Source organism: Streptomyces beijiangensis (genome assembly GCF_017315755.1).
Taxonomy (GTDB): domain Bacteria; phylum Actinomycetota; class Actinomycetes; order Streptomycetales; family Streptomycetaceae; genus Streptomyces; species Streptomyces beijiangensis.
In genome coordinates, this window is the sequence record NZ_JAFLRJ010000167.1 from 16647 (window position 1) to 43377 (window position 26731).

Annotated in this window: 16 protein-coding genes and 5 pseudogenes; 10 read left to right on the forward strand and 11 right to left on the reverse strand. The window is 65.6% G+C overall.

Annotated features, from left to right (window positions below):
• Positions 1–73: 73 nt before the first annotated feature.
• Positions 74–1060, forward strand: coding sequence for an endonuclease/exonuclease/phosphatase family protein (locus tag J0695_RS18725; RefSeq protein ID WP_206963252.1), 987 nt, complete (start codon positions 74–76; stop codon positions 1058–1060).
• Here the strand turns inward: J0695_RS18725 and J0695_RS18730 are convergent.
• A complete protein-coding gene (locus tag J0695_RS18730; protein ID WP_206963237.1) occupies positions 1050–2018 on the reverse strand; it encodes an ATP-dependent DNA ligase in 969 nt (322 codons plus the stop codon). The two genes, J0695_RS18725 and J0695_RS18730, sit on opposite strands and share 11 nt — an antisense overlap.
• Before the next feature lie 196 nt (positions 2019–2214).
• On the opposite strand from J0695_RS18730, the gene J0695_RS18735 reads away from it, so the two are divergent.
• The 3 genes from J0695_RS18735 to J0695_RS18745 all read left to right on the forward strand — a co-directional run bounded on the left by J0695_RS18735 (position 2215) and on the right by J0695_RS18745 (position 5087).
• Positions 2215–3456 carry an IS256 family transposase gene (locus J0695_RS18735; RefSeq protein WP_206963253.1) on the forward strand — a complete coding sequence of 414 codons (1242 nt, stop codon included), beginning with the start codon at positions 2215–2217 and terminating at the stop codon, positions 3454–3456.
• 272 nt (positions 3457–3728) lie between these two features.
• Positions 3729–4238 (forward strand): hypothetical protein, encoded by a 510-nt coding sequence (locus J0695_RS18740; RefSeq protein ID WP_206963238.1) that lies wholly within the window; start codon positions 3729–3731, stop codon positions 4236–4238.
• A 591-nt stretch (positions 4239–4829) separates the two neighbouring features.
• The gene (locus J0695_RS18745; RefSeq protein ID WP_206963239.1) at positions 4830–5087 is read left to right on the forward strand and encodes a hypothetical protein; all 258 of its coding nucleotides are present in this window, start codon (positions 4830–4832) and stop codon (positions 5085–5087) included.
• A gap of 92 nt (positions 5088–5179) precedes the next feature.
• On the opposite strand, the gene J0695_RS18750 is transcribed toward J0695_RS18745, so the two are convergent.
• From J0695_RS18750 to J0695_RS18760, 3 genes and pseudogenes are all read right to left on the reverse strand, one after another.
• Entirely contained in the window at positions 5180–6484 is a 1305-nt protein-coding gene (locus J0695_RS18750) for a tyrosine-type recombinase/integrase (RefSeq protein WP_206963240.1), read from the reverse strand.
• Entirely contained in the window at positions 6484–6669 is a 186-nt protein-coding gene (locus tag J0695_RS18755) for a helix-turn-helix domain-containing protein (protein ID WP_206963241.1), read from the reverse strand. Before J0695_RS18755 ends, J0695_RS18750 begins: the two co-directional genes overlap by 1 nt.
• A pseudogene (locus tag J0695_RS18760) lies at positions 6666–8345 on the reverse strand (replication initiator). The gene J0695_RS18755 and the pseudogene J0695_RS18760 overlap by 4 nt, the downstream one beginning before the upstream one ends.
• A gap of 353 nt (positions 8346–8698) precedes the next feature.
• Between J0695_RS18760 and J0695_RS18765 the strand changes: the two are divergent.
• Entirely contained in the window at positions 8699–9079 is a 381-nt protein-coding gene (locus J0695_RS18765) for a winged helix-turn-helix domain-containing protein (protein ID WP_307798677.1), read from the forward strand.
• 665 nt (positions 9080–9744) lie between these two features.
• Here J0695_RS18765 and J0695_RS18770 read toward each other — a convergent pair.
• On the reverse strand, positions 9745–9990 hold the full coding sequence (locus J0695_RS18770; RefSeq protein ID WP_206963243.1) for a DUF7848 domain-containing protein: 246 nt from the start codon (positions 9988–9990) through the stop codon (positions 9745–9747).
• Positions 9978–10229 (reverse strand): hypothetical protein, encoded by a 252-nt coding sequence (locus J0695_RS18775; protein WP_206963254.1) that lies wholly within the window; start codon positions 10227–10229, stop codon positions 9978–9980. Before J0695_RS18775 ends, J0695_RS18770 begins: the two co-directional genes overlap by 13 nt.
• A gap of 273 nt (positions 10230–10502) precedes the next feature.
• Between J0695_RS18775 and J0695_RS18780 the strand changes: the two genes are divergently transcribed.
• The 4 genes and pseudogenes from J0695_RS18780 to J0695_RS18795 form a co-directional block, all read left to right on the forward strand.
• Positions 10503–11222: a helix-turn-helix domain-containing protein gene (locus J0695_RS18780; RefSeq protein ID WP_206963255.1), complete on the forward strand. Its 720-nt coding sequence runs from the start codon at positions 10503–10505 to the stop codon at positions 11220–11222.
• Positions 11223–11224: 2 nt separating this feature from the next.
• A complete protein-coding gene (locus tag J0695_RS18785; RefSeq protein ID WP_206963244.1) occupies positions 11225–11695 on the forward strand; it encodes an NUDIX domain-containing protein in 471 nt (156 codons plus the stop codon).
• Between the two features lie 432 nt (positions 11696–12127).
• On the forward strand, positions 12128–12592 hold the full coding sequence (locus J0695_RS18790; protein WP_206963245.1) for a hypothetical protein: 465 nt from the start codon (positions 12128–12130) through the stop codon (positions 12590–12592).
• A gap of 449 nt (positions 12593–13041) precedes the next feature.
• Positions 13042–13272: pseudogene (locus J0695_RS18795) on the forward strand (IS256 family transposase); the annotation flags it as partial.
• Between the two features lie 27 nt (positions 13273–13299).
• On the opposite strand, the pseudogene J0695_RS18800 reads toward J0695_RS18795, so the two are convergent.
• Positions 13300–13473, reverse strand: a pseudogene (locus J0695_RS18800) (transcriptional regulator); the annotation flags it as partial.
• A gap of 480 nt (positions 13474–13953) precedes the next feature.
• On the opposite strand from J0695_RS18800, the gene J0695_RS18805 reads away from it, so the two are divergent.
• Positions 13954–14130 carry an integrase core domain-containing protein gene (locus J0695_RS18805; protein ID WP_206963246.1) on the forward strand — a complete coding sequence of 59 codons (177 nt, stop codon included), beginning with the start codon at positions 13954–13956 and terminating at the stop codon, positions 14128–14130.
• 30 nt (positions 14131–14160) lie between these two features.
• Here J0695_RS18805 and J0695_RS43955 read toward each other — a convergent pair.
• From J0695_RS43955 to J0695_RS18820, 4 genes and pseudogenes are all read right to left on the reverse strand, one after another.
• A pseudogene (locus tag J0695_RS43955) lies at positions 14161–14388 on the reverse strand (NF041680 family putative transposase); the annotation flags it as partial.
• A 642-nt stretch (positions 14389–15030) separates the two neighbouring features.
• Positions 15031–21486: an RHS repeat-associated core domain-containing protein gene (locus J0695_RS18810; RefSeq protein WP_307798678.1), complete on the reverse strand. Its 6456-nt coding sequence runs from the start codon at positions 21484–21486 to the stop codon at positions 15031–15033.
• Between the two features lie 216 nt (positions 21487–21702).
• Positions 21703–25389, reverse strand: coding sequence for a laminin G domain-containing protein (locus tag J0695_RS18815; protein ID WP_206963257.1), 3687 nt, complete (start codon positions 25387–25389; stop codon positions 21703–21705).
• A 727-nt stretch (positions 25390–26116) separates the two neighbouring features.
• Positions 26117–26356, reverse strand: a pseudogene (locus tag J0695_RS18820) (transposase); the annotation flags it as partial.
• Between the last annotated feature and the right edge of the window lie 375 nt (positions 26357–26731).

Consider the following 26731-nt stretch of genomic DNA (forward strand, 5'->3'; position numbering starts at 1 on the left):
GGAGCCCGGACCGGGCGCCGTCGGCCGCCGGGACACCGGCGCCGGCGCCTGGCGCGCGGGCATCCGCCGGGCGATGCTCGTCGGCTCCCGGCCGGGACCCTGGAAGCGCGGCCGGGTGCTCGCGGCGCTGGCACTGCTGCTGGGCCTGTTCCTGCTGTTGCACGCGACGATCCCGAACAGGATCGGGGGCCTCGGCAGCCTGGTGGAGACCTTCCTGCCGTGGTTCGGCCTGTTCATCCCGGTACTGCTGGCCGGGGCGATGTGGCGGCGCTCCGCCTCAGCGGTGGCCGCGCTGCTGCTGCCCGTCATGGTGTGGCTGAACCTCTTCGGCGGGCTGCTCGGCGACAAGTCCCACCCGGCCGGTGACCTCACCGTGGTCAGCCACAACGTCGGCGCCGACAATTCCGACCCGGCCGGCACCGCGCGCGACCTGGTCGCCTCCGGGGCGGACGTGCTGGGACTGGAGGAGATCTCCCAGCAGGACGGCGGCACGTACGAGAAGGAGCTGGCGAAGGCGTACCCGTACCACACGGTGCAGGGCACGGTCGGGCTGTGGAGCAAGCTGCCGCTGTCGGACACCCGGCCGGTCGACATCAAGACGGACGTCGGGCCGCTGGCAGCCACCAAGCCGGCCGACGTCACGTTGGCCGACTCCCGGGCGCTGCGCACCACGGTGGCCACGGACCACGGGCCCCTCGCCGTGTACGTGGCCCACCTGGGGTCCGTACGGGTGAATCCCAGGGCAGGCTTCTGGACGGAGTCGCGGGACAGGAACGCCCAGGCGCTCAGCGAGGCCGTCGCCGCGGAGAAGAACGAACGGGTGGTGCTGCTCGGCGATCTGAACGGCACCACGGACGACCGTACGTTCGACGGTCTCACCTCACAGCTGGACTCGGTCCAGGAAGCGGCCGGGGACGGCTTCGGCTTCAGCTGGCCGGCGAAGTTCCCGGTGGTGCGGATCGACCAGATCCTGGTCCGCGGCGTGAAGCCGGAGAGCGCGTGGTCGCTGCCGGCCACGGGCAGCGACCACCTGCCGGTGGCGGCCGGTATCAGCTGGTGAACAGCGGAACATCGCCGGGCTCCAAGTCGTCTCGCAGGCGGAGGAGCTTCACCGGGTGGCGCCATTTCCCGGCCGCATCCCGGGTGACGTCGGCCCGTACCTCTGCGACCAGTTCAGGTTTCACCAGTACGACCGGCAGCGCGTCCTTCACTTCCCAGCCGGAGGAGAACGTCTCTCCCGTCCATGGGTGCTCTCCGGCAGCGGCGACCAGTCTGGTGGACAGATCCGCGTTCACCGCAGGGGACAGCACACTGCTGCGGCCGGTGTAGTGCAGCCGTCCCGCGTCGTCGTAGCGGCCGAACAGCACCGTGCGCGGATCGGTCGTCGAACCGCTCACCGCCGCGATCACCGCGTCGGTGGTGTGCGCGGTCCGGTACTTCTTCCACCCCCGGCTGCCCGGCCGGTAGACACCGGTCGTCTTCTTGAAGACCAGGCCTTCCATGCCCACCTGCGACCACTCCAGCCAGCCGGCCGCGGTGTCCGGATCGGTGGTCGAGGGGCAGAGCGTCCAGGGTGCTGCCAGCGCGCGGTCGGTGAAGAGCCCTTCCAGGGCCGCCCGCCGTGCCTCGTAGGGCCGCGAGGTGAGGTCGGTGCCCAGGCGCAGCAGATCGAACACGACGAAATGAGCCGGCCATTGGGAGGCCAGCGTGGCAGCCCCGGCAGGGCTGCGGAGCAGGCGGCCGTGCAGTCGCTCGAACGCGATCCTGTCGCCGTCCCACACCACCAGTTCCCCGTCCAGGACGACGTCCGCCGGCAGGGCGTCCCCAGCCGCGGCGATCTCCGGGAATGCGTTTGTCATGTCGGTACCGCGTCGGGAGCGGATCACCACCTGGCCGTCCGGGTACCGGGCCACAAGAGCTCGATAGCCGTCCCACTTCGGCTCCGCCGCGTACCCCTTGGGCAGCACCGGATTGCTCACAGCCTCGGCGAGCATCGGCTCGGGCAGCGTCCAGACCATGGCCAACTGCTACCACGGCCACGACGCACGCGGAGAGCGCGGCGCGCTCTCCGCGCTCAGCGGGCCTGTCCTGATTTTCGTGTATGCCCCGGTGTGACCCGTACGGCATGAGACGAGGTCTCTGCCGGGAAGGATCACGATGGGGATCAAGGAAGAACAGCCCCGTGACCGCAGCATCGTACGGACGGGGGCCGAGATGGCTCGACTGGCACAGACCGACCGGGAGTTGGCCGAACACCTGGTGAACCGGGCGCGGAGCGAGGGGGTGAACCTGGTCGGGGAGAACGGATTGCTCAAGGGGCTGGTGAAGCTGGTCCTGGAGGGCGCTTTGGAGGCGGAGATGACGGAGCATCTCGGCTACGAGAAGGGCGATCCGGCCGGCGCAGGGTCGGGCAACTCGCGCAACGGCACCTCCCGCAAACGGGTGTTGACAGACGTCGGCGCGGTCGAACTGGAAGTGCCCCGAGATAGGGCGGGCAGCTTCAGTCCCGCGATTGTGCCCAAGCACGCCCGTCGGGTCGAAGGCTTTGACGAGGCGATTCTGTCCCTCTATGCCAAGGGTCTGACGACCGGGGAGATCCAGGCGCATCTGGCGGAGATCTACGACATCGACGTCTCGCGGGACCTGATCTCGCGGGCCACCGACAAGGTCACCGAGGAGCTGGAAGCCTGGCGCCAGCGGCCGCTGGACCGCGTCTACGCGGTGCTGATGATCGACGCGATCGTGCTGAAGATCAGGGACGGTGCGGTCGCGAACCGGCCGGTCTATATCGCGGTCGGGATCAATCTCGAGGGCGAGCGTGACGTGCTGGGCATGTGGGTAGGCTCCGGCGGCGAGGGCGCCAAGACCTGGATGGCCTGGCTCGCCGAGCTCAAGAACCGCGGCGTCGACGACGTACTGATCGCCTGCTGCGACGGCCTGAAAGGGCTCCCGGACTCGATCTCCGCGATCTGGCCGCTGGCCGACGTCCAGCTCTGCGTGGTCCACATGGTCCGGGCCAGTCTCAAGTACGCCTCCACCAAGCACTGGTCGCAGATCGCCAAGGAACTGCGGCAGGTCTACACGGCGGCGAACGCGGACGCCGCCGAGCAGCGGTTCGCCGAGTTCGAGGAGATCTGGGGAGCCCGCTACCCGGCCCTGATCGGGGTCTGGCGCAGAAGTTGGGAGCACTTCGTGATGTTCCTGCGATTCCCGCCGGAGATCCGCAAGATCGTCTACACCACCAACATGATCGAGTCCCTCAACTCCCGCTTCCGCCAGGCCACCCGAAGGCGCGGACACTTCCCCAACGAGGAGGCCGCCCTGAAGGTCCTCTACCTTGTGATCCGCGACCGCCAGCCCAACCGCCGCAACCCGACGGGCCGGACCTACAACTGGAAGGAAGCGATCAACGTCCTCGCCGGCTTCTACGGCGACCGCGTCATCGACAACCAGTAACACCGAACCAAACCCAAGCAACGTCAGCATCAGGGCTTACACGGAAAACAAGACACACCCCAAGACGATTTCCATGGGGAAGAGTACTCGCTTGATGAGATCGTGCAATTTGTTCATGGGCACACGGGAGGTGGAAATCCGGCGATGGGTAGGCCGAGTCCAACGGAAATTGAGACGACTTTGCGCAAGGCTGGACCGGTTCGCATCGGAAAGCAGAACGCTGCCCAGTTTGACCACGGCGGTGTCAGGGTGATTGTCAACTATGATTTGCCGTGGAAGAGTACGGCGTACTATCCCGGTTCGCTTGGAAAGCCGTGACTACCGTGCCAGACTCAAACTTGTCCTGGATTTCTGGACAGCTATCGCTCGACGACCTTCGTGCGCTGGAGAGGGTGACTATCCAGATGTCCAACCAGCGAGGCATCACCCTCACGCATCTATTGGCTTCGTGGAAGGCTCACGTAGAGAAGCTTGAGTCGGATATCTCGTTGCCCAGCTCAGACAGGTCGGTATGGGGGGCACATGATTTGATCGCCGCGTTGATTATCCGAGATTCAATCCAAGATGGATTGGGTGCGCTCGATGCTCCGCTGAGGTCACGATTTGACAGCCTACTCTCGGAAGTCGATGAGCGCTTTACCTCCTTTACTGAGCCGGATGCCCTGCTCCGTATTGAAAAGGTGCACGCTCGCCCTGAGGGTGAACGTGAGTGGTGGTGGAAGCGCATTCCGGCGGCTGGGCCAGCGCGCGAAGAGGTAATTCTCTACAGCGGGCTTGATTAGCAGTCCATGGAATGAGCGTGATCTATAGAAGCCCTCCCTGCGGTCGCCCTGGGGAGGGCTTCTGGGCGTCGCAGGTTGGGCCACGCGCTCAGAGCTCGTAACAGGATCTTGTTGAACGGCGCCGGTGGGGCGTGACTTGTGTGACGATCGGGCCGTTCGTGGTCTGTGACGACTCGGCCGTGGATCGTGGATGACAACTTATGGGCGCTCATCGAGCCGCTGCTACCGCCCTGGCCCCAGCCTCGAGATGCACGCATACACACCACCAGTCAGCAGGCTTTATGTCCCACGTGCAACCGACGGCCTGCTTCCGTAACCGCAGCCTGCCGACCCCGCCAACGGTTCGGTAGCGTCCACGCTCTACCGAGGCATCCGCGCCCTCAGGTCATCGATGAGAGCCGTCCACGCTTCCTGCGCGACCACGGGGAGGCATGGCGAATCAATCGCCGACTATCGAGCAAATTGTGAGTACGGCGATGACCTTGTCTTCAATCCGGCTCCCAGGTAGCAGGTGGAACTATGGAACTGCATGAACGACTTGCTGACGTGCGTAGACGTCCATGCGCATACGGCCTCAGCACACTCGGTGAAGTGGTCGCATTTCTGACGGGCATTGACGCTGCGACTGATTGGCGACTCCTGGAAGGATTCCGGGAATTCCTGGCAGCTAAGTCGGGGCTTGGCGCGAATCTCGCGTTGCCAGTATTGCTGGTCAGGATCGCCTATCCCGGTACGGGTAATGATTTCGGGGTGGCGGCCATGCGTGAAGAGAGCGTGCAAGCAGTAACTGTGCTCTTCGATGAGCTGGAAGCATTCTTGGAAGCGGAGCGCTTGCGCGATTCGAAGTGATCTCGTCCGGTCTCTGCACCGCAGAAGCCCCACCCGAACCATGGTTCGGGTGGGGCTTCTGCGGTGTCTGACGGCAGTAGTTGACGGCAACGTCAGCGGACGGGGGTTGCGCAGAGGGGTGGTGCGTTGCCGTCGTCGGGCTTGTCGGTGATCTCGGTGGGGGCTCGGAGGGCGTTACCAAGAAGGTCGATGGCGTCGCGCTGGAGGCGGAGTCGGACGTGAGCGTAGACGGTGGCGGTGACGCCGATGTGGGCGTGGCCCAACAGTTCCTTGATCACGACGAGTTCGACGCCCTGCTCCAGGAGGAGGGTTGCCGCCGAGTGGCGGAGGTCGTGGAAGCGAATGCGGCGGAGCCCGGCCCGGTGGAGCAGGGTGTTGAAGTGGCGGGTGAGGGTGGCTCCTTCGATCGGGGCGCCGTCGGGACGGGTGAAGACGTAGCCGCTCGCCTTCCAGCCGGTCCCCGCCGCTTCGCGTTCCTGATGCTGGCGGTGGCGGTGCTGTTCGAGGGATCGCATGCACTCGGTGGGCAGGGCGATTCGCCGCTCCGAGCTCTGGGTCTTGGTCGGGAGGGCGGTGAGGCCGCCGCTGTTGGTGCGTTGGAGGGTGCGGCGGATGCCGGCGGTTCCGCCGGCCAGGTCGAGGTCTTCCCAGCGTAGGCCGAGGAGTTCGCCCTTGCGGAGCCCGGTGCGCAGCGCGAGTTCGAACAGCGCGTGCAACCGGTGTCCGCGCGCGGCGGCAAGGAAATGGCGCGCTTCGTCGGCGGTGAGGGGTTCGAAGCGGCGGGGTCGGGGTGTGCCGGTGCGGACGTTGCGTGGGATCTCCTCCTCGCGCACTGCGTGCTCCAGTGCGGACTTGAGCACCGAGTGCACGTAGGCCAGGGTCAGCGCTGAGAGCCGCTTCGAGCAGCACGTTCCAGCGGCGCAGCAGCGGGACTGGTCGCGGGCGGTGTCGAGGCCGCGTGCGCAGCACTGGCAGGTGGTGCGGAGTTGGTTGAGCCAGGTGCGGACGTCCTTGGCGGTGAGCCTGGCGAGCTTCTTCTTGCCCAGTCCGGGGATGAGGTAGAGCCGGGCGACGGCGGTGTAGCGGGTGTGGGTGTTCTCGCGGAGTTGGTGGACGGCGACGTTCTGAAGCCAGTACGTCAGGTAAGCGGCCAGGCCGCCCTGCGCGGAGGGGGCGGGGAGGCCGCGGTTGCTGGCGGCGATCTTCTCGGTGAGTTTGGCGAGGGCTTCCCTGCGGGTGGTGGCGTAGACGCGGACGCGGCGGCGGGTGTTGCCGGGGGCCAGGACGTATCCGGCGGCTTCCCAGCGGCCGTCTTTGCGCTGGTAGACGGTCCCGTCGCCGTTGGCGCGGACACTGCGGGAGGTGGTGCTGGGGGTGGGGTCGGCGTCGGCGGTCATCAGGCTGCCTCTTCGAGGTGGTGGTGGACGAGGACGGTCAGGGCGTTGGTGGGGATGCGGCGGGCGCGGCCGATGGTGATGGAGGCGAGCTGTCGGGTGCGGATGAGGTCGTAGACGGTGGAGCGGCTGATTTTGAGGCGCGCCATGACCTCGGGGACGGTGAGGAGTTCGGCGTCGGTGGTCACGCGGTCGCCTCCGACTGGAAAGGGGCGATCAACGGACCAGTGGAGTGACCAGCCTGGTCACCGGAGCGCCGCGCCTGCCGGGGACGGATCGGTTGCTCGGGCCGAGGCTTGGGTGCAGCGGCCAGGAGGTCGGCGAGATGGGCGTGTTCAGGCAGGAGGCCGGTTCCGGTGTACTGCCAGTGCGAGATCACCAGGGTTGTGTCCGTGTGACCGTGCTGCCCGCCTTCCCTGCGGTGACCGTTGCGGTGATCGGCGTCGGGGTCGGTGTGACCGGCGGTCAGGTCACGGTGGTCATCGCGGTCACTGCGCCGGTCAGTGGCCGACTGGCCGTCATCGGCTCGCTCCGGGGCGTCGTTTTGGCGGCTGCGCCAGGCGGTGCGTTCGGCGCGTAGGTGGGCCAGAGTGGTGGAGTAGTGGCGGGTGCGGGTGGAGAAGTGGCCTCGGAAGCCGAGCATGTGGGCCCACTGGCGCAGCCGCAGGTGGGCGTGCTCGGGTCGCACACCGAGGTGCCAGGCGGTGTGGATCATGCGGCGGGCGTGGTCGGTGAGCTCATGCTGGGCGAGTTCGGCAAGGAAGGGGAGTCGGCGGTCGAGGGTGCCGGTGGTGGTCTCGGCTCCATTGGTGGCGTACTTGGCGATGTAGGCGGCGACGTGCCGGTCGGTGACGGGTCCGTCGCCGGTGAAGTCGGTGCTGCGGATCGCGCGGACGTCGATCTGCCGCCCGAACCGGAACGCCGAGGGCTTCGGCTGCTGTGACCCGTCGGCCGTCGCTGTCTCGGAGGGGTGTTGGTGCTGGACGCGGGTGCGCTTGGCGGCGGCGCGGACGGCGTGGTCGAGGAGTTCTGTGGTGGCCCAGGCAGGCGGAGTGCTGGCGGGGCCGGTGGGTCAGTCGATGCGGATCACGGTGTGGAAGTGGATCTGGCCGCGTTTCTGGTACTCGGCGACCTTGGCGTACGACAGGGTCGCGTGGTGGCGCAGGGTGCGCTGGGTGAGTCCGGCGGCGTGGGCGATCTCGCGGCGCAGGTGGGTGGTGAAGCGAGCCCACAGCGCGGGGGCGTGGGCGTTCCACAGCACCGCGCCGGTGTAGTCGTAGCGCTGCGGGTTCAGCGGCGTGCCGAGGAACGGGTCGCCGTCGCCGTGCCGGGTGCCGCAGACACACGAGGCCGCACCGGGCTGATTGTGGACGGGGCCGAAGCCGGGGGCGGTGAGGGTCGCGAAGACGCGCGGATGGGTGGCGACGGTGGCCGGGACGGTCTTCCCGCCGCGCAGTCCGGCGGCGATGAGCTGATAGGTGTCGTAGCGGTAGCGGGTGGAGCAGGCCGGGCAGCGCGCGGCGCGGCGATTGCCGCAGCGCACCAGGAGTTCGCCTGCGGGCAGGTGGCGGGTGTCGAGGTGGTCGAGGATCTGGCCGGTAGCGGTGTCGAGGCGGGTGCGGTGCCCGGTCATCCGGATGGGACGTGCGCAGCCGCCCAGCGAGCCGATCTGCCGGGCCAGGGGCGCGAGGTGTCCGGCGGCAGCGAGCTTGGCCAGCCTGGCGGTCAGCCGCGCCCGGCGTTCCAGCGCCGAGCCCCCGTTCGCGGATGTATTCGCCTTCGGGGTGTGCGCTGGTGCGGCGAACGTCGTGTTCGAGATCGCGGACGTGGTTGTGGGGGACGGGAGTTGGAGCTGTGCGGGCATGGGGACAGACCTCCGGCAGGAGTCGGGAGAAGAGGAGAGGTGCCTGAGGGGCGACCCGAGAGGCGTCAGTGCGCGAGGGGCCGGGGCGTGCGATGGCGGGCGCAGGCGGTGGTCAGGGGACATCTTCCCTGGTCAGCGGTGCTGCCCTGCGGCGGTGCGTGAAAGTAGCATCGCTCCAAGCGCGCATTCAAGTACATCCCTCCTCATCTATTTCGGTGGCCGGTGGGGACGCGCGTACTGTGGCCCCGGACTTCCGTTTTGGACGGGCCGGATTTCGGTGGTAATGGCGCAGAGAAGGCGGGTGACCTGCGGTGACGGTCGGGCGGCGGGGGCGCCGGCCGGCGGGTAGCACGGTGCTGCTGACGTTCGAGGTCATCGCCGAGGCCCTGCGGGAGCGGATCTCCTCCGGCGGGCTGAACCCGGGGGACGCGCTGCCGACGCAGGCCGTGTTGATGGCGGAGTTCGGGGCCTCCAGCCTGTCCGTGCAGAAGGCCATGGCCCTGCTGAAGCAGGACGGCTACGCGATCTCCCGCCCCGGCAAGGGAGCCTTCGTCGCTCACCCTCACGTCGCCGGTGACTCAGGTGACGGGGAGGCGGGGAAGACGCCCGTCGGCGGGACGTCGGCGCGCGTCGCGGCACTGGAACGGGCACTTACCGAGACGCTTGATCAGCTCACCGCTCTGCTGGCCCGCGTGGAGGCCCTGGAAGCGGCCGGCACCGAGCGAGGCTGCTGACCCCTTGGCCGCGACGGTCAGAGGGTGGAGTCGTGCGTCCAGATTTTCTCTACGAGGTTCAAGGCGGGCCCCGCCCGCCAGGGCTGGCCGCCGTCGCCGTCCGACCGCCGCCTCCTCAGGGAGTGGGCCGCTCGCCAGCCGGACGCTCTACGGGCAGCGGAAACGGCAACCGGCCAGACCGTCGGGCCAACCCCAACAAGGCTCCTGGCGGAGCAAGTTGTCGCCTACGACCGTCCTACGGCCGGATCGCAGGCAAGGGCCAGCCAGGGGGCCGACCCTCAGCATCCGTCGCCTGGCTCACCGAGGGCGGTGGCTGGCATCGCTTCCAGCGAGGAACAAAGCTCCCGGCCCAACTCCCGCGCTACCAGACCGGCCGAGTCCCACCGCACGCTGAGCGAGGGCCTACCCGGCGGCCGACCGCCGAGCCACCGGAAGGCGCCCGGCCGGCGTGCCTGTTGGTCAAGCCCGTTCATCCTGTGAGGGCCGAGGGGTGAAATTCCCCTCGGCTACTCGGCGGCCGGAACACCATGGCCATGAGTGTGGCCCGCACGTGAAGGCCCGCCCCTGCCGTGCTGACGAGGACGGGGAGCCTCGATCGGCCGCGCCCGGCAGGGACGGGAGTCGGGTGGCTCAGCGCGATGCGGTGCCTGGGCGAGCAGGACAGGTCACATCTGCCGCCAGGCCCGCCAGGGCCGGGTGATGATCTCCCGGTAGGTGTGGTGGGACGGGTTCTGGCCGCAGTGCCGCAGCACCCAGTCCTGAGGCTCGGCGAAGTCCTTGCTCATCGGTGAGGTCTCTCCGTCCACGGCACACTGCATCGCGTACAGGACCGTCTCCGCGTCCGGCTCGCGGTCGGGCTGGAGCGTCCAGGTCTCGTAGCGCAGGACCGAGCGCGGGGTCACCGTCCCCACCTGCGGTTGGCCGCGGCCACCTTCGCGCTCAACTCCTCCGTCGGAGTCGGCGTACGTACGTCCTCGGGCGGCACGTCCCACTCCCGGCCACCGCGCGGTGGCCGAAGCTGCACGTACGTCCCCACATGCCCCATCACCACGCCCACCTTGCCGCTCCGCCGGTCGACCACCAGAGCGCCGGCATCGGGCGAGACGGTGTGCCCGTCGGCATCAGGGGTGGGGGCCGTCATCGTGACCACCCCGGCGAGGCGGCGCGCGACCGGGCGTCCAGTCGTAGGGCGGGAACACATGGGGTGGCGCTCATTCGCACGGTGACGCTCCTCGGCGGCGTTGATGCGTGCCCCTGGGCCTGTTGGTGCCGCAGGGTCGGCACCGATCCTCATGCCGGTCACCGGGACGAAGGAACCTCCACCAAACCCCACTTCGGGACGTCCTGCACCGTGTAGAACGTCCGTAGTGCCGTCCTGAGACGAAGGGGGAGACTCGTGCCGAACGAGAGATTACGAGCCGTCATGGCGGCGGGAGGCTGGACGTACGCCGCACTCGCTCAGCAGGTCGAGGTCGACCCCAAGTCGGTCGAGCGCTGGGTGAACCTCGGGCGTATCCCACGTCGTGCTACCGCCCTCCAGGCGGCCAAGGCCCTGGGAGAAGACGTGCACGCACTCTGGCCGGCGCTCCGCCAGGCCCGCCCCGCCCGCGCCATCAGCCCCGAACTGGTCGCGCTCTACGAGCAGCGGGCCGATATCCCCGTCTCGGCGTTCACCGACCTGATGGCCCAGGCCCGGGAACGGATCGACATCCTTGTCTACGCGGCAGTCTTCCTCCACGAGGCGTACCCGCGGCTGAACGAACTCCTCACCGAACGCGCCGCCGAAGGCTGCACCGTCCGCATCGCGATCGGGGACGCCGACAGCGATACCGTCCAAGCCCGGGGCCAGGAGGAGCGGTTCGGGCACGGCATCGAATCCCGCTGCCGCCTCGCGCTCATGCACTACCGGCCGCTCGCCGGCACCCCCGGCATCGAAGTCCGCACCCACGCCACCACGCTCTACAACTCCCTCTACCGCGCCGACGACCAGCAACTCGTCAACGCACACGTCTGGGGTGTCAACGCCTACGCCGCCCCCGTATGGCATCTTCGCCGACACGAGACAGGTGGCATGTTCGACACCTACGCCGAGAGTTTCGACGCCGTGTGGGCGACGGCGACGCCCGTACGAGAGGAAGGCTGACCGTGGCCCGCACCGAGTACTACGACGACCACAACGCACCCAAGCCGAACAGCATGGTCGTCGCCGCTTCCGCCGTCGTCACCGACGACCACGGGCGCATCCTCCTCCAGCGCCGCCGCGACAACGACCTGTGGGCCCTGCCCGGAGGCGGCATGGACCTCACCGACTCCCTGCCAGGCACAGCCGTCCGCGAGGTCAAAGAGGAGACCGGCCTCGACGTCGAGATCACCGGCCTGGTCGGCACCTACACCGATCCGAAACACATCATCGCTTACACCGACGGCGAGGTCCGCCGACAGTTCAACGTCTGCTTCACCGCCCGCATTACCGGCGGCCGACTGGAGATCTCCGACGAGTCCACCGAACTCCGGTTCGTACCGTCGGAAGAGATCGAGCAGTTGCCGATGCACCACACCCAACGACTCAGGCTCCAGCACTTCCTGGAACAGCGCGAGAAGCCGTACCTGGGCTGAACCGCCTGACGGCAGTAGCGACGGCAACAACCCCGGACAACCACGGACACCCACGCACGTCACTGGACCAGCAAACCGCACTTGACCTGCGAAAAGGCAGGCCGAAGGCTTCGCGTAGCACACGTACTATGTGATGGTCGGCACCACACCCGTTCTGGTGCATAATTCGGACGCTGGCGACTCTGATCCGTTTGCTGAACTCAGGAAAACTTGGGATCCCGGAAATGCAAATGATGATGGCTATAATGCCCCGACTGATAGGGAGGAGCAGGACAAGGAATTTAGGCGAGCCATAAAAACTATTCAACGAGACGTGGGTAGGGCTCTTACCAAAGCGGAAGAACGGAAATTGCATGACGAAATCACAAAAAGAGGATGCGATTACAATCGCATCGTCGAAGAGGGTCGATCTTTGTTCAAGGGCTGTTAAGCATGGAGCTTGAAGAGGCGCTGGGCATGTTTGACGGTGCGATTGTCAATGCAGTCGGCCGGGCGGCGGATCTGGGGATTTTCGAGTTCACCTCCGAGACGGGAAATGTGGCTCTATTCCTTCATATTCAATGCCCATTCAGGGTGCTCCATGATGGCGACATGATGATCGGCTCCGACGATATGAATTTCCCCCAAAAGCGGCTGGATGGAAAAGATTCCGACGAGCCTCGCGGATCGATATTCGACGAAAGGTCGAAGATTCTAAACCGAATTCTTGCGCGCCTTCGCTCAAAGGTTGATAGTTTCACAATGATGGACCAGGGGCTTTTGGTGCTCAGGTTTGGCCCGTCCATTATCTTGCAAGTCTTCCCGGATTGCTCTGGACGCGTAGAAATGTGGCGGTTCTTCGCTGCAGGTGGCGAACACTACGGATTCCCACGGAACCTCTTCAGTGCTGACGCATGACTTCTCTAGTCCGCACCCAATCGCAGGCGTGTTCAACTGACACCGAGTATGAACGGAGGGCTGTTTGCCCGCGACTGCCTGGCCAGCGGCAGGGGGCATCGTGCCGGCCTTGGGGGTGTCATCGTGTGGCCCGGCACCGACTGCATGACCGGCCCGGACGGCGAAAAACGCGTATCCCCGCACTCCTGTCGATAACGCACACGGACGCCATCGCATTGTTGGACGTTAGGGTCTGCTGCAGGGTTGGGTGAAGATGTCACCCGATCGTGTGGCAGATCCTGCGGAGCCCCACTTCGATCCATTGCCGCTGCTCGGCGAGACGCACGAGCGATGCTCAAGACCTTTGGATCGGGCTCGGGTTGGCACGCGAAGGGCGTACCTTCCCGAATGATCCTGTGATGGTCATCGAGTAGGCCGACGTTCGCTGCGTCGGTCGGGAAGGCACGCCCGTGCTCACGGTAGTCACCGAAGACGGAACGACGCCACACGGCTCCCTGATTGACGAGATCGTCCGGGAGGGCGCGAGGCGGATGCTGGCCGCCGCCCTGGAAACAGAAGTCAACGCCTACATAGCCGAGTTGACCGATCAGTGAGACGAATCCGGGCGCCGTCTGGTCGTGCGCAACGGCTTCCATCAGCCGCGGAAGGTGACGACCGGGCTTGCTGGTGCCCTAATTGTGCCATCTCATGACATTGGTTCCTCACTGTCAGGCTTGCCGGGCGTAGGACGTGAGGCGATAGGTGAGCGCGGTGACGAGGTCGCGCAGTTCATCGGGGTGCTCGATGACGAACGGCCGGTCGAGTGAGGCGAGTACCGGAGGCGACCAGTCGAGCCGCTCGGCCCGCAGCCAGCGCTCGGTTGCCCGGTCCTCGTCTGACGCGGGCGTCTGGATCAACGACCCCGCCAAACGCAGAGAACCCGAACCACAAGGTTCATAGCACCACGCACGTCTCATTTGACTTGACATCTGCCGTCCAGATGAAGCGCCACCGCACCGACCGCAAGACCGGCAAGGTCACCATGGCCACCGTCTATGCGGTCCCACCCGGCATGAGCTGCCCGGTGTGGAGGGTACGTACAGCGAGGTGACGATCGCGATGGAGGAGCGGATAGTTGGGTATCGACACTCTCATTTCCCATACCTCTCCCAGATGGCCCTGTGAATCCGGCTCCGCCGCTGTTCAGCGGCCTTCCCATCCTGGAGTACCAGTGATTGTCGTCTGGATCAACTGTTGTATCGACGCAAGGCCCGGTCAGCGTCCCTAACTGCTTCCATCCCCCCCCCGAAACCCAGCCCTACTTAGCTTCAACTAGCCGTAGTTTGCCTTGATTGGGAAGATCTTTCTCCCATCCGTCTCCCATGGGAAACCGGGGCGGTTCAGAGAGGTGGTTGGAGAATTCCGAGGCGCGCATGGCGATGTTCTCCTGGCTGGCCTGGTACAACAACCGGCGCCGGCATTCCGCGCTCGGCCACATCAGCCCAGTCGAATTCGAACGGCGCTCGATCAACTCAGGTAGCCTGAACTTGGTTGTATAGTTCGCAGGTGTCCACGTAGTGGGGCACAGCCCACAACGCGCCGTGCCCGCGGCGGTGCTCAGGCGCTAACGCGAGATCGACCAGAGTCCGTACTGGCCCCTCAGTGCACAGCAGAGCGTCGCACAACTCGAACAGCTCGTCGCCCCGCCTGGCCAGGCACCCATAGAACTCCGACCGGAAGTGTGACGCTTTCGCGAATGCCTCCTGGCGGACATCCTCGTGCGACAGACTTGTCTCCACGGCCTTCGTCACGGTCATGTGCGCTCCTTGGTCGGAGCACAGGATCAGGCGAAGGCCGCCCGCATGTCCGCTGAACTGCGAAAACACACCAAGTTCGAGGTGCCGGTCGACGCAGGTCGTTAAACGTCAAGCTTAGCGTGTTTCCCAGACGGGTATTTGCCTGGGAAACACGCTAGAGGTCAACCCGAGAGAGCCCCCCGCGCCATCACCCTCGTACTGAGAGGAGTTGGGGATTATCCCAACCTATTCTGCGATGAACTTGGTCCAACTTCGCCGTCACAATACGAGCACTAATGAACATAGAGGTCCCGCCCACCAGAATTTGGTAGGAGATCCTCAAAATCACAAGCTGCTACGGCGCGACGTTCCGTCCCCCAAATGGATTGAAGGAGCCTATTGACGAATGCAACGAAGTCTTGATTCTCGACTTCAGGGAGCGGCTCACACTCGAGAACCGAGGGCCACTGTATGAAGTCAGACGGATCGTTTCCGTCTGTTTCATAGTCGTTGTGTGCCACATAGATTCGAGCAGCAGAGCAGATGACTTGACTGGAGGAAAACAGGTCACCTTGGAGCGCTTCGCAAAGGAAATCGCGCAACCACTCCAAGTTGCGAGTGTCTACATAAACACTGCAGTCCATTTCCATCTCGCTAAACTCGCTACTTGACTTCGAGGAACGGTCCGTTGTCAAAGGGTCCTCCCCTTCTGATGATCGAGACATCCACGTGACTCACGGTATCACCGAGGATTCCTTGGATCTCGTCACGGATCCCACTGAGCTTGGGTCGCGCATCACCCGCAGTAATCTTCCCTGTTTCGACCGCATGATCTCGCGTGCGTGCTTTGGAGGATCCGGGATTCGGGTTTTTCCAACTCTTTTGCACCATTGCATCGAATGCCTCAGGTGAGACACGGACCGCTATGTCTATATCGGAACCGCCAGTCACATTGCCTGTGACCCGACTTCCTTGGACGGCAACGTCCGCCTCAATATCCAATTTTTTGGCGAAAACCCCCTTCATTGCATTGAATTGCACTCTCGAGATTCCCTCGGGAAGTCCAATCAGAATATTCCACCGGGCCCCGGGGCGCACCGCAAAGAATCCGACAGCCCCGCCCAGCGTCCCCGTTGGAATTGAGAAATCGAGTTCCGATTGACGTATCTTGCAAAGATGATCCCCGTCTTCGCACCCAAGGTCAGGTATCCCGAAGGCTTCTCTCATGCCAGGAGCTGAGAGGTTGGGATGAATTGCGTCAGGCGTGTCGCTAGCCTGTGCGACTGCGGCCGTACAGGCTTCCAGTGCATGATATCCGTAGCTTGAACAGTCTCCTCCGGCGCTTCCTGTGCTGTCCGTAGAGGCCGTGCCGTCGCCGCCAACGCCCAGATCGCCACCGTCACCCCGGCCTTTACTGCCGGTCTTGGGGCAGGGGATTCCGTCAGTCGAGTTGCGGCCGCAGGCGAGCCCCCTACCTGTGGGGTCGGAGAAGGTGTTGGGATTGTTGGCCCCGTAGCTGTAGCCGTTGAGTGTTTGATGTTTGTCGAGTTCTAGGAGCGGGTCGATGCTGATGAACTGGCCAATGGTGGGGTCATATTCGCGAGCACCTACGTGGGTGAGGCCTGTGGAGGTGTCCGCTGGCTTACCGAGGAATGCCTTGTCATCGGGCCAGGAGCTTGCTGGGGTTCCGCGTGAGGAACCGAACGGGGTGGTGTAGCGCTTAGTGATCGCTTGGGTCGCACTGTCCAGCGAGAGGCTGGAGGTTCCGTGTGCATCGGAGGCAAGGAACGACAGCTTGGCCGTGCCGGTCTCATTCGTGCGGACGGCGATCGTGGAGCCGGCTGCGCTGTAGTAGCGGCTGGCCCATTTCTTGCCTGCTTTGAGGTGAACCTCTGTGGTGCCGAGATAGAGGACCGTCTCGCCGTTGGCGTTACGTCGGATGAGTTGGCTGCCATCTGCGTCGTAGAGGTAGTCCGTGCTTGTGGTGCCCTCGGTGAGCTTGCTCAGCTTGCCCTCGGGGTTCCAGAGCAGGGTCTGGCTGGTGGTGCTGCCGGCCGTCTCCGAACGCGTCTTGGTGCTGCCATCTGCGTAGTAGGTGTACTGCGGAGTGACGTCGGTGCAGTCGGCGGCCTTTGTAGTCGCCGTCAGGGCGTGCTTGCGGGCGGGGTCGTAGCAGTACGTGGTGGTTGCCGGTGTGCCGGTCTTCTGGGTTTCCGTCGCGCGTTGCCCTGACGCGGTATACGTATAGCTGGTCCAGTACGTGGCGGGGCCGTCGATGTTGGCTGTGGTACGGCCTGTATCGGCGCAGTCGGCGGTTTTTGGTGTCCAGGCTTCGGTCAGGCGACGCTGGGCGTCGTAGGTGAAGCATTGGTAGTCGGGCTTGCTCGTGCCGCCAAGGGTGGCCGGGTCCTCGATGGAGGTGACGTTGCCGGCCGGGTCATAGGTGTAGGCGAGGTCCTGAGCCTTCCAGGGGTGGGTCTCGTCCGTGACGTTGGAGTCGAGGAGGCGGCCGGTGCCCTGTTCGAAGGTGTTGTTGACGAACGCCTTCTTCGCGCTCGTGTCCGAGGAGGTGGCCAGCGTGAGCTGCTGCGGCTCGCCGATCGTGGAGTACGCGACGTTCTGCAGGTAGTCGGTGGTGCCGGAGAGGCTGACCGGGAGGCCTGCACCGTTGTATTTCGGCTGAACGATCTCGGAGGGCAGGCCGCCCGCGGCCGGCTCTGTGGTGGTGTTGACCGTGCCGTCGAGACGGTAAGAGGTACTGAAGGTGGTGGTCGAGGTGACGGCCCCGGAGGTGACCAGCGGGTCATCGCTGGGCAGGATCAGGTCCGTGCTGGTGGCGCGGCCCAGGGAATCGTAGGCGGAGACCTTCTTGGTGTAGGCCTTGCCAGTGGTGCCGCCCTCGTAGCGGATGGACGCGTCCGGGAGTCCCTTGAGAAGGCCGTCGTACGTCCAGGCAGCGAGCTGGTTCGCCGGCGTCGTGTCGGTCTTGAACCCGGCGGTTTTGCGGCCGAGTTCGTCGTACTTGTAGACCAGGGTGGCCTTGTTGGCGTCCTGGGTGGTGGCTGTCTGGTCCAGGGCGGTGTACGTGGTGCTGGTCGTGCCCTTGTCCGGGTCGGTCGCCGTGACCTGGCGGCCGAACAGGTCATAGGTGTACGACCACTTGGCGTCGTCGGGGCCGGTGACCAGCAGGGGCTTGCCGTCCCGGGTGTAACTCTGCTTGACGCTGGTGTACGCGCTGCCGGTGGCCGATCCGTAACTGGTGTCCGCAGGAGTGGTGCCGCCGTAGGTGCGGGTCTCCGTGGTGCGGCCCATTGCGTCGGTGATGGTGCGGGATGCGGTGCCGCCCGCTGGCGCGGTGGCAGCTACGGAGTCGCCAGTGTAGGACGTGGTCGTCGACCACTTCTTCACGCCGAAGACCAGCAGATCTGAGGTGGTCGGCCGGCCAGCGGCGTCGAAGGAGAGGTTGGTCTGCTTCGGGGCTCCGCCGTACTCGGCGCGGGTGTAGGTCCCGTTGGGCGTCGACTTGTCGTCGTAGATGTCGGCGTACGACTCATAGGCCAGACCGCGCGTGTCGTAGCGCGTGTCGGTCAAGATTCGGCCCCCGCCCAGTGCGGAGGGAGTCTGGGTCTGGAGCGGACGCAGCAACGCGTCGGTGATGGCGTAGGTGGTCTGGTACGTCGTGCCGTCGGCTTTGAGCGTGGAGACCGAGGTCCAGGGCTGCTTTCCGCGTTCCAGAGAGTAGTTGTACTTCGCGTTCGGGCTGTCGTTCGCAGCCTGGCGGTTGGGCAGCCAGGTGTTGGTAAGGCGGCCGAGGGCGTCGTAGGTGTTCTCGGTTTTCTTCAGGTTGGCATCGAGGGTGCTGGTGACCGAGCCGCGGGCCGGGTCGAGATAGGTGTAGGCCTTGTGTTGCTGTCCGTTGAGCATCAGCTTCGGTGCAGTGATGATGGTGGAGGTCAGTGGGCCTTTGTCGGCGGGGTAGTAGGCGGTGCTCGTGAGGTTTCCGTCGGCGTCCGTGATGGTCAGCGGGCGGCCGAGCTTGGCCGTTGTTGTGTCGTAGGTCGTCTTGGTGAGGGTCTGCCACCCGGTGCTGGTGGCCGGATCGCGGTCGGCGGTTCCGTTGGCGGCCGGGTAGGCCTTCGCACGGCCGGTCCACGTGGGCAGGCCCAGGGTTGGGGTCTGAGTGGCGGTCCAGCCGGTGGCCGAGGTGTTGTCGTAGACAATGGCGTCATCGGAGAGGACGTCGCCTCGGGTGGCAGTGGTGGTGGGGAGGGTCAGTTTTTCGTCGGTAATGGGCTTGTTGCTGCTGTCCGTGCAGGCGCTGCCGACGACGCGGGTGCGGGAGACCAGTCCGGTGAGGCCCTTGTCGTCATTGCGCGCGTACCAGGTGCGGGTGCAGGACTCGTCTCCGGACTTGCTGTAGTCCCCCGAGTTGTAGACCGAGGAGGCCATCCCGTAGTCGTCGTACGAGGTCTCGGTAAGGGTCTGGCGCCAGCTGCTAGTGGCGGTCAGGTAAGTGAAGGCCCAGGCACGCTGGGTGCCGACGAAGTAGGCCTCGGTGTCAGCGTATGACTTGTGCTGTGTGGCCGTGCTCTTCGACCACGGGGTGTTGACGGTGAAGGAGACCGGGGTGGATCCGTTGTAGGTGATCTGCTCGCGCAGGGTGCCCGCGTACTGATCGGAGTCGGTCAGTGAGGCCACCGTGGCACCGGTGAAGCTAATTCCGGGCACGGAGACGGAACGGGACGTGCCGTCGGCCTTCTTGTCGCCGTTCATCCCCTGTAGGTAGACCGAGACCGTCTTGGACTGGGGATGGTTGGTGTCACCCACCTTGCTGGTGACCTTGCCGTAGCCGCGCCAGATGGACCAGGTGCGGTCCTTGTTGGGTGTCATCGGGTCGTCGTTGTAGTGCCAGGCCGGGTTCTCGTAGGTGTAGGAGTTCTCTACGAGCGCGTTCTGGCCTGCCGGGTCGGCGGTCGAGACGGCCGTGACGTTGTACTTGTGGAACCAGTCCAGCTCAGTCGTGTCGCCGCCGTTGGGCGCCCACCTCACCGGATAGCAGGACAGCGCGTTGTTGTCCTCGGCCGTTGGCATCTTGGTGCCGCGGACGCACTGCGGGTCGGAGAGGTTGACGGTCGTGATTGCGCCAGCTTCGGAGGTGATGGTGTAGATGCGCGGGCGGGTCAGCGGAAGTATGTCGTCAACAGGAATCTCATCGTCAGGTGCATCCACCCGGTTGGCGTACATGTGGTACGTGAAGTCGACGGGCGGGACCTTGATCTCAGTGCCGTTCCGGGCGATGTGCTGCAGGGACTTCAGCGTCAGAACGTGGTCTGAGCTGTTGCCGATGTCGTTGCCGTCGAGGAACTCCTGGGTGAGCTTGTAGGAGTCGACGGGCTTGTACGCGTCCGGCTCGGCAGCGGTCGACCAAGCGAAGGTGTCGATGCTAGTCAACCGCTTGCGGGTGAAGAATGCCGGACCTGTGGCGAGGCAGTCCGTCGCGGTCGCGGCACAGATAGCGTCGAAGGGGACGTCGGGCCAGTTGTCGGCCGTTCCCTTGGTCAGCGAGGAGCAGTCGGCTGCTGTGCACCGCTCGGTGTAGTCGAAGGTGACCTTCCCGGAGGCCGTGCCGGTGAACAGACTGTCCGCCTTTTGCCCGTAGCGGATCTCTTCCAGGTAGCCGCCCCGGGTGTACTCGGCGAGGTGGTCCTTGTCGCCGTTCTTCGCGTAGTAGTTGGTGTCCGCGTGGTACCAGTACGTCGAGGCGTTGCCGTGAATGTCCTGGACCATGTCCAGGTTCCAGCGCCAAGCCTGGTCCTCGGAGCGGTCCGCGAACGTGGTGCCCTTCTTGTAGCCGGTCTCACCCTCGTCGTCACCGAAGACAGGTGCGGTCCAGACTGAGTTGGTGCGCTGGGTTCCGGCACCGGGCAGCTTGTTCAGGCCGAAGGTGTAGGTGGTGCCTTCGCCCGTGACGACCGTCCACACCTCGCCGTCGTCGTCCCCATTGTCGGCGCCGGTGGTCACAGTGACCTTGGAGGCGTCATCGTCTTTGAGGTGCCAGATGCCCTTGGTGTCGTCCTTGACAAGCTCGCTGGCCTTGCCCTTGAGGACGATCGAGGCGTTCTCGTATTTCCAGCAGAGGTCGAACTTGTCCGTCTGCCCGTCGTCGTCGCACGAGCCGTACTTGCGCTCGATGTAGGACTCGGTCATCCCCAAGCCCTCGCCGACCATGGAACCCTGGTTGTTGGTGTTGGCTGTGCGGCCGTCGATGCTGCCGGAGTCGTAGGAGAGCCCGAGCGAGGGCATGGGTCCGGCGGCGGCCGGGGGCACGCTCAGCGGATAGGACCAGGTGAACGAACCGGAGGAGCCGCCCGCCTCCCAGGTGGACGACGCGGCCAGCGGGGTGGCTTTGAAGTCGCCCGCGCCCTTGGTCGAGGTAGCTGTGGTGGCTGCGAGCGCGAAGACCGCTGTGGCTCCCGCCGCACCTGACTGGGCGGCCAACGTTACAGGGGCGTTCACGGTCTGCTGGGCCAGGTTGTTGGTGGAGGCGACCGGGGTTGCCTTGCGGCAGCCGGGTTTCTCCGGGGTGTTCAGTACGCATGCGGGGAACCGGAGCAGACCGAGGCGTGTGGACCAGCTGCCGCCGACAGCCGACGCAAATGTGCTGTAGTCGAAGCTGACCTGGGCTGTGCCGGACTGTTCGGCGGCCGCGGTGAAGAGCACGCCGGTGATGCCGGCCTTCTTGGCTGCGTCCTGGCCCAGGACGTTCACCGAAGCCTTGCCATCTGCGGATGGTGTCGCGGTGCGCTTGGTCTTGTCGGGCTTCACCGCTTCGAGGCCCACGAGGGCGTCGGTGTTCGGCCTGGCGCCGATGTCATGGGTGATTTTCGAGGCTTTGGGCCAGGTGCTGTGCTGCTCTGCGTGGGCCCTGTCAGCTTGGGCCCTATTGGCGGCTTTGCCCTTCGCGACCCGATCACGCGCTGCCTTGGCGCCTGGAGTGGTGATGGCCTTGACGTTGCTGACCCTGGGCTTGGGGACGTCGGGGCGCCCCAGCGGGTCGGCAGCAACAGCCAGTGGGATCAGTCCGGCGGGCACGGACAGTGCCAGGACCAGTGCGCCCACCAGCGGTATGCGGTATTTGCGCGCGGGGTTGGCCCGCGAGTCGGCGCCGTGGGGCGCTGGCCTCCTGCGGGTGAGGAAGGTTTGGGGCATGCGGTTTCTCCAGGACAAGTCCGGCTGGCGGCAGGCGGCAGCACGGTGAGGCAAATAAGGGATCACGGCCGGGGACGACAGGGCGTCCCCGGCCGGATGGTGCAGGGGTTAGAGCGGGGACGGGCGCTAGCCGACGATGGCTGCGACCTGGTCGCCGTCCTTCAGCGCACCGGCCCACAGTCGGACGTCATCGATCCGGCCGGGCAGGTAGTTGCCCCAGACGCTCTTGAGGTAGCCCTTGCCGACGGTGAACTCGCCGGTGCCCAGGGCCGCGGTGTATGCCTTGGGCTCACCGGGTTCTGAGGACAGGTACAAGGTGATGGTCTTGGCCTGGGCGTCGTAGACGCCGGTCAGGCGTGCCGGCGAGTCCAACAGCGCCCCTTCGGTGCTTTCGACCTCGGTGCCCGTGCCGTCGGCGGTGAGTCGGCCGAAGTGCCACCGGCCGTTCTGCATCGGCTGGGTGATCGGGTTTCCGTCCCCGTCGAGTACTGGGTCGCCGAACTCGTCCAGGACCGGTTCTGTGGTGGTCTTGGTCTTTTCGAACCACAGGCTCCATGACGAGTCGGTCGCGGTGCGCTGCCCGAGGATTTGGGCCTTGTAGCCTTCGGGCTTGTCGGCCAGCAGGTCGGAGTCGACGGCTGCGTTGGCGGTGACGGTGAAGGAGCCCGAGTCGTCGACCAGCGGGCCTGGGGTGGTTCCGGCGGCCGTGGTGCCGTTGAGGGAGATGGCCTCGCCGTCCAGGGCGCCGGAGGTCAGGGTCAGGTCGTGGTGGTAGCCGGACGAATCGGCGAGCGTCGTGTCTGTCTTGCCGGCCGGGTTCCAGGCGGCGACCAGTTCGGCGTAGGCGTCGCCGGTGTCCTTGTCCCGGAGGGCGGCGTCCTTGGCCACGTCCTGCTCGCCCCTGGCTTCCGCCCAGATGGACGCCTCGTCGATGACGCCGGGGAAGTAGTCGGTGTAAGCGTCCTTCGCCTTGGCGCGACCGATCTGCACAGGACCCGAGGCGTCCCAGGAGGTGCCGAGCGCGTCACTGCCCTGCGGAATCCCGTTGACGTACAGCGTGACAGTGTTCTTCGTGGTGTCCACGACCGCGGCGAGTTGCGTCCAGACCCCTACGGCGGCGGGGGAAAGAGCGTTGACGCGCTGGGTGTTGAGGGAGGTGGTGGTGGTGTCGGTATCGGCGAGGCGCATGCACCAGGTTTTGGTGTCCTCGCAGTACGCCAGGTCGAAGGAGGCGCTGTGCGTTCCGTCCTGGCTGAGAACGGTAGAGGTATGGCCCTTCGCGCTGAGCCGTACCCAGGCGGCGAGGGTGTAGGAGGCCCGGGTGTCCAGGACTGATTTTAGTGTGGCCGCGTAGGCGGTGGTGCCGTTGAGGGTGAGCCCGGTGTCGTTGGCCCATTCCGCTTCGGTGGTCTCGGTGGCCGGCTTGATCAGGAGCTCACCGCGCCGCCCGTCTCCCGCTCGTGTGCCTCCGCCGGACAGGGCGGCGTCGTCCTTGGACGCGGTGTCCGTAGCGGAGGAGTCCAGCGCGTTGCCGTCCTTCTCATCGAAGCTCCAGTGCCCGACGGGGGCGGCGCCCCGGCTAACCGCGAAGTCGACGATGTTGTCGGCGCCCCAGCGCTTGGTTCCGACCGCGTCCTGTGCCTCGACTGTCATGGTGACGGTGCCGGAGGTGGGTGGCATGACAGCGACGGCTGATCCGGTGGTGGAGTACGTCCAGTCCGGGTTCGCGTAGGCGTCTGTGGAGAGCCGGTAGCGGTAGCCAATGATGTTGTCTCCGGCGGCCGGGCTGAAGGTGAACGATCCGGAAACACCCGGCTTGCCGTTCGCCGCGCAGTCGTTCGTGGTGCAGGGGGTGTATGGGCCGTTGAACTTGATCGTCGGTGCCTTCGGTGCGGTGGCATCGACGATGAAGTAGCACCAGCCGGGGCCGGTGGCGGAGGCGTTGGATGGCCCTGAACGCAGTACGGATCCCGCGTAGGAGCGGGTCCAGGCCCGGTAGCGGTGGAGGACGCCTTCGGTCAGCTTTGGAGTGGTGGCCGCCACCATGGTGTTGCTGCCGACCGTGGAGGTGGTGGGCTGCCCTGAGTCAGTCATCACTTCGGCCCAGGTGCTGCCCGTCTGCTTGTCGACATCCATCGCTGCCTTGAGCGTGGCGCCTGCCTCTCCGCCCGGCATCGTGCGGGGGCGCGCTTGGAGCGTGGGCTGGGGGCTGGAGACGATGCTCGGCTTCGAAGAGTCAGTGGAACATACGCGCCCGGATCCGGCGGCGATGCCGATATCGCCGGGCAGCGCCGGCTTGCCGATGTAGGTCACTTTGAGGACGGCGTCGTCGTCGAACCGCTTCCACGAGATGGTGTCTGATTCGCTCTTCGCCATCAGCATCAGGGTGAGGCGCGACATCTTCCCGTCGGCGAACGCCTTGACGGTCGGGGTGAGGTTCTCGTCCGGCTCGGGCGCGTAGTCGTGGAACTCGATTGCGGAGCGGGGCTGGGAGGGGCTGCACGCCGAGCCGCGTCCTGCCGAGACGTTCCGGTCGACCATCTGGTCGAGCTTCTTGGGGCCCGGCCACTTCGAGGATGCCGAGATGTTGTCGGTGCGTTCAAGATCGATCCAGCGGGCGTCACACGAGAAGGACCAGGTCTCCGTCACGTTGAAGGACGCGTCGAGTACCTCCTTGCCCTTGAGTTTGCTGGGGCTGAACTCGAAGTACATGCGGTTCACGTAGCCGTTGCCGCAGGTGTAGGTGACGCCGCCGATGACCGCCGAGCCGCATTTGCCGACGCTCATGCCGTTATCGCCGCCGGAGAAGTTGTAGAACACATCCCCGTCGGAGGACAACACTGTGCGCTCGTCCTCGTTCAGCTCGATCGACGGATCGATGTAATACGGCAGGGTGGCCGGTCCGGCCTTCGACAGCAGCTCGGAGTCAGGCCTCACCGTGACGGAACTGCTCCCCAACGCCAGATCCAGCACGGCCGATTCGTCACCGGCACCAGGGCCGGTGAGGGGGTCACCTTCCTCACCCGGTGCCACGTCAACAGTGGCTCCCGGCTCGGGATCGGCAGCGCCTATGCGGGCGAGTCCGGCAGTCTGCGCCGCGGATCCCCCGTCGGCGGACTCCTGCGCTACGTCGCCGGCCGAGTTCCACATCCGTGCCGCAGGCGACCGGAAGACAACCTGCCCGTTGCCATCGACGGCCTCCGCCCCGCCGCCGGCGCCGTCCCTGATCTTCAGCCCATCAGCGTCCAGCGCGTAGTCGATGCGCTGGAGTGCCGGATTCGCGGCAGCTTCCTCGGTGCGGACCTCGAGGACCTGGTGGAAGCCCTCGACCGTCGCAGTCATGATCAGATTGACATCCGGGAGCACGTTCTCGTACGTCGCACGAGTCCCGTCGAGCTTCGGCGCGGGCAGCGTGCCCGGCCAGCCGAGGGAAACCGACCGGCCGTCCTCGCTGATTTTGACGAGATCCTTGCCGTCACCACCGGCGGAGAACGTCACTCCCGCAACAGCTGCCTTCGGCCCGACCGACCCGTCGTCGCGCTTCACCAACGTGGCATCCGGCACGGCCCAGCCACCGCCCGGCTTCTCCACCCGCACGGGGGTGATGGACTTCTCCAGCGTGAAGGTCTCGCCGTCCGGGTTCGCGAATGTCGTCTCGCGCTCGGTGCGTTGCCCGGTGACCTCCACGCGCTCGCCGGAGGTGGCGGCCTGTTGCAGGGCGGCTTGTTCCTCGGTCTGCGGGGCGTCCGAGGCGGTCGTCGCAGCGCGGATGTCCGGGCTGGATGCGTAGGCGGGCACCACCCCCGTCAGCATGATGCTCAACAACGCGGCACCGAGCCGCGAAGTCGATCTTGTGAAAATGGACATGACTGAACCAACCCACCCCTCCGGAGCCTCCCCAGGCCCCGCCTTGCTCATGATCCAGTGAGGATCCTGTGGGTAAGTTAGAGGTAAAGAATGGGTTCACGCAAGGAAATCCTGGAAGACATGTGATGACTTCATGAACCTGCCAGGTGCTTGAAAGCCCCAGGTCAGAGCATTGGCACGCGATTCGGGCAGCCAATCGGAACGCACATCTCCTCCGCATACGCAAGGAACTATGCGAACGCTCACAACTGGAGGGGGCGCGCGGCAGGCGAGCTCCAGAAACAGGACCACAAGCGTCAGCCCGAAGGGGGCGCCTCCTCCAGAACGGCATCGGGGGGGGGGGAGTGCATCGATGACCCCGCGAGGTGGCGGCGGGATGACGGCAAACTATGTGGCTGCACTGCGGACATTCGGTCCCGCAACAGGAATAGGTCGGATCCGCGCCGACAGCCCTGGCCTGCACCGAACTCGAGGCACGGGCCGCACCGTTCGATTTTCGTCCCCTGCATCTGTGACTCAGTTGCGTGTAGTTGCGGTGCCCGTACTGCAGGCCGGTGTTGACGTCAAGGCGCCCTGCCCGATACGGGATTCGGAGTGACGGCAACCGCTTCGTCGTCTACGCCGTTGGGCGTGGGCAGTCTTCTGTCGGTGGCGGTTGGGATACTCCTCTCGAAGCGACATCGGCCAGGCAGTCCCCGCCCAGGGCCGTCGCGAGTGCGGCATCCAGCAGGACCTTGCCGGGGTCGTGCACCGTCCGAGACTTCTGCCACGGAGCCAATGCCGTCGATATCGCGGTGTCCAGGCCCACCTTGCGGACCGCCTCGACCAGCAACACCGCCCCCGCCTGCGAGACCGTCCCGCTGCCACCGCCCTCGACGCGGACACGCGGGTACAACCCGATACGCTTACTCACCTGGAGAGTGCTTCTTTCCTGCGGCTGACTGGACCCTAGACAAGTCCCATTGTTGCAGGTCAGGAGCACTCTCCGCTTATTTGATCAAGCATCGGACAACCCACCTCGCGAAAGCCCGAGGCTAACGACACGCTCCAGTGGAGGTCCGCTAGCAGGAACGGCGGTCTGCTTCGGCGCCGTAGCCCTGGCTCGGCGGATCCTCGGCTCGAAGATCCTTCTGGACAGCGGGGTAACCGTGGTGAACCCACTCGTCACGCACCAGATTCCGTACCGATCCATCCGACAGGTGAGCACCGACCGGAGCGCAACCCTGACTGTGCACCGAGCCGCCGGGGACCCCGTCTATGTCACAGCGTTCGGAGGATCCCTGCTCGA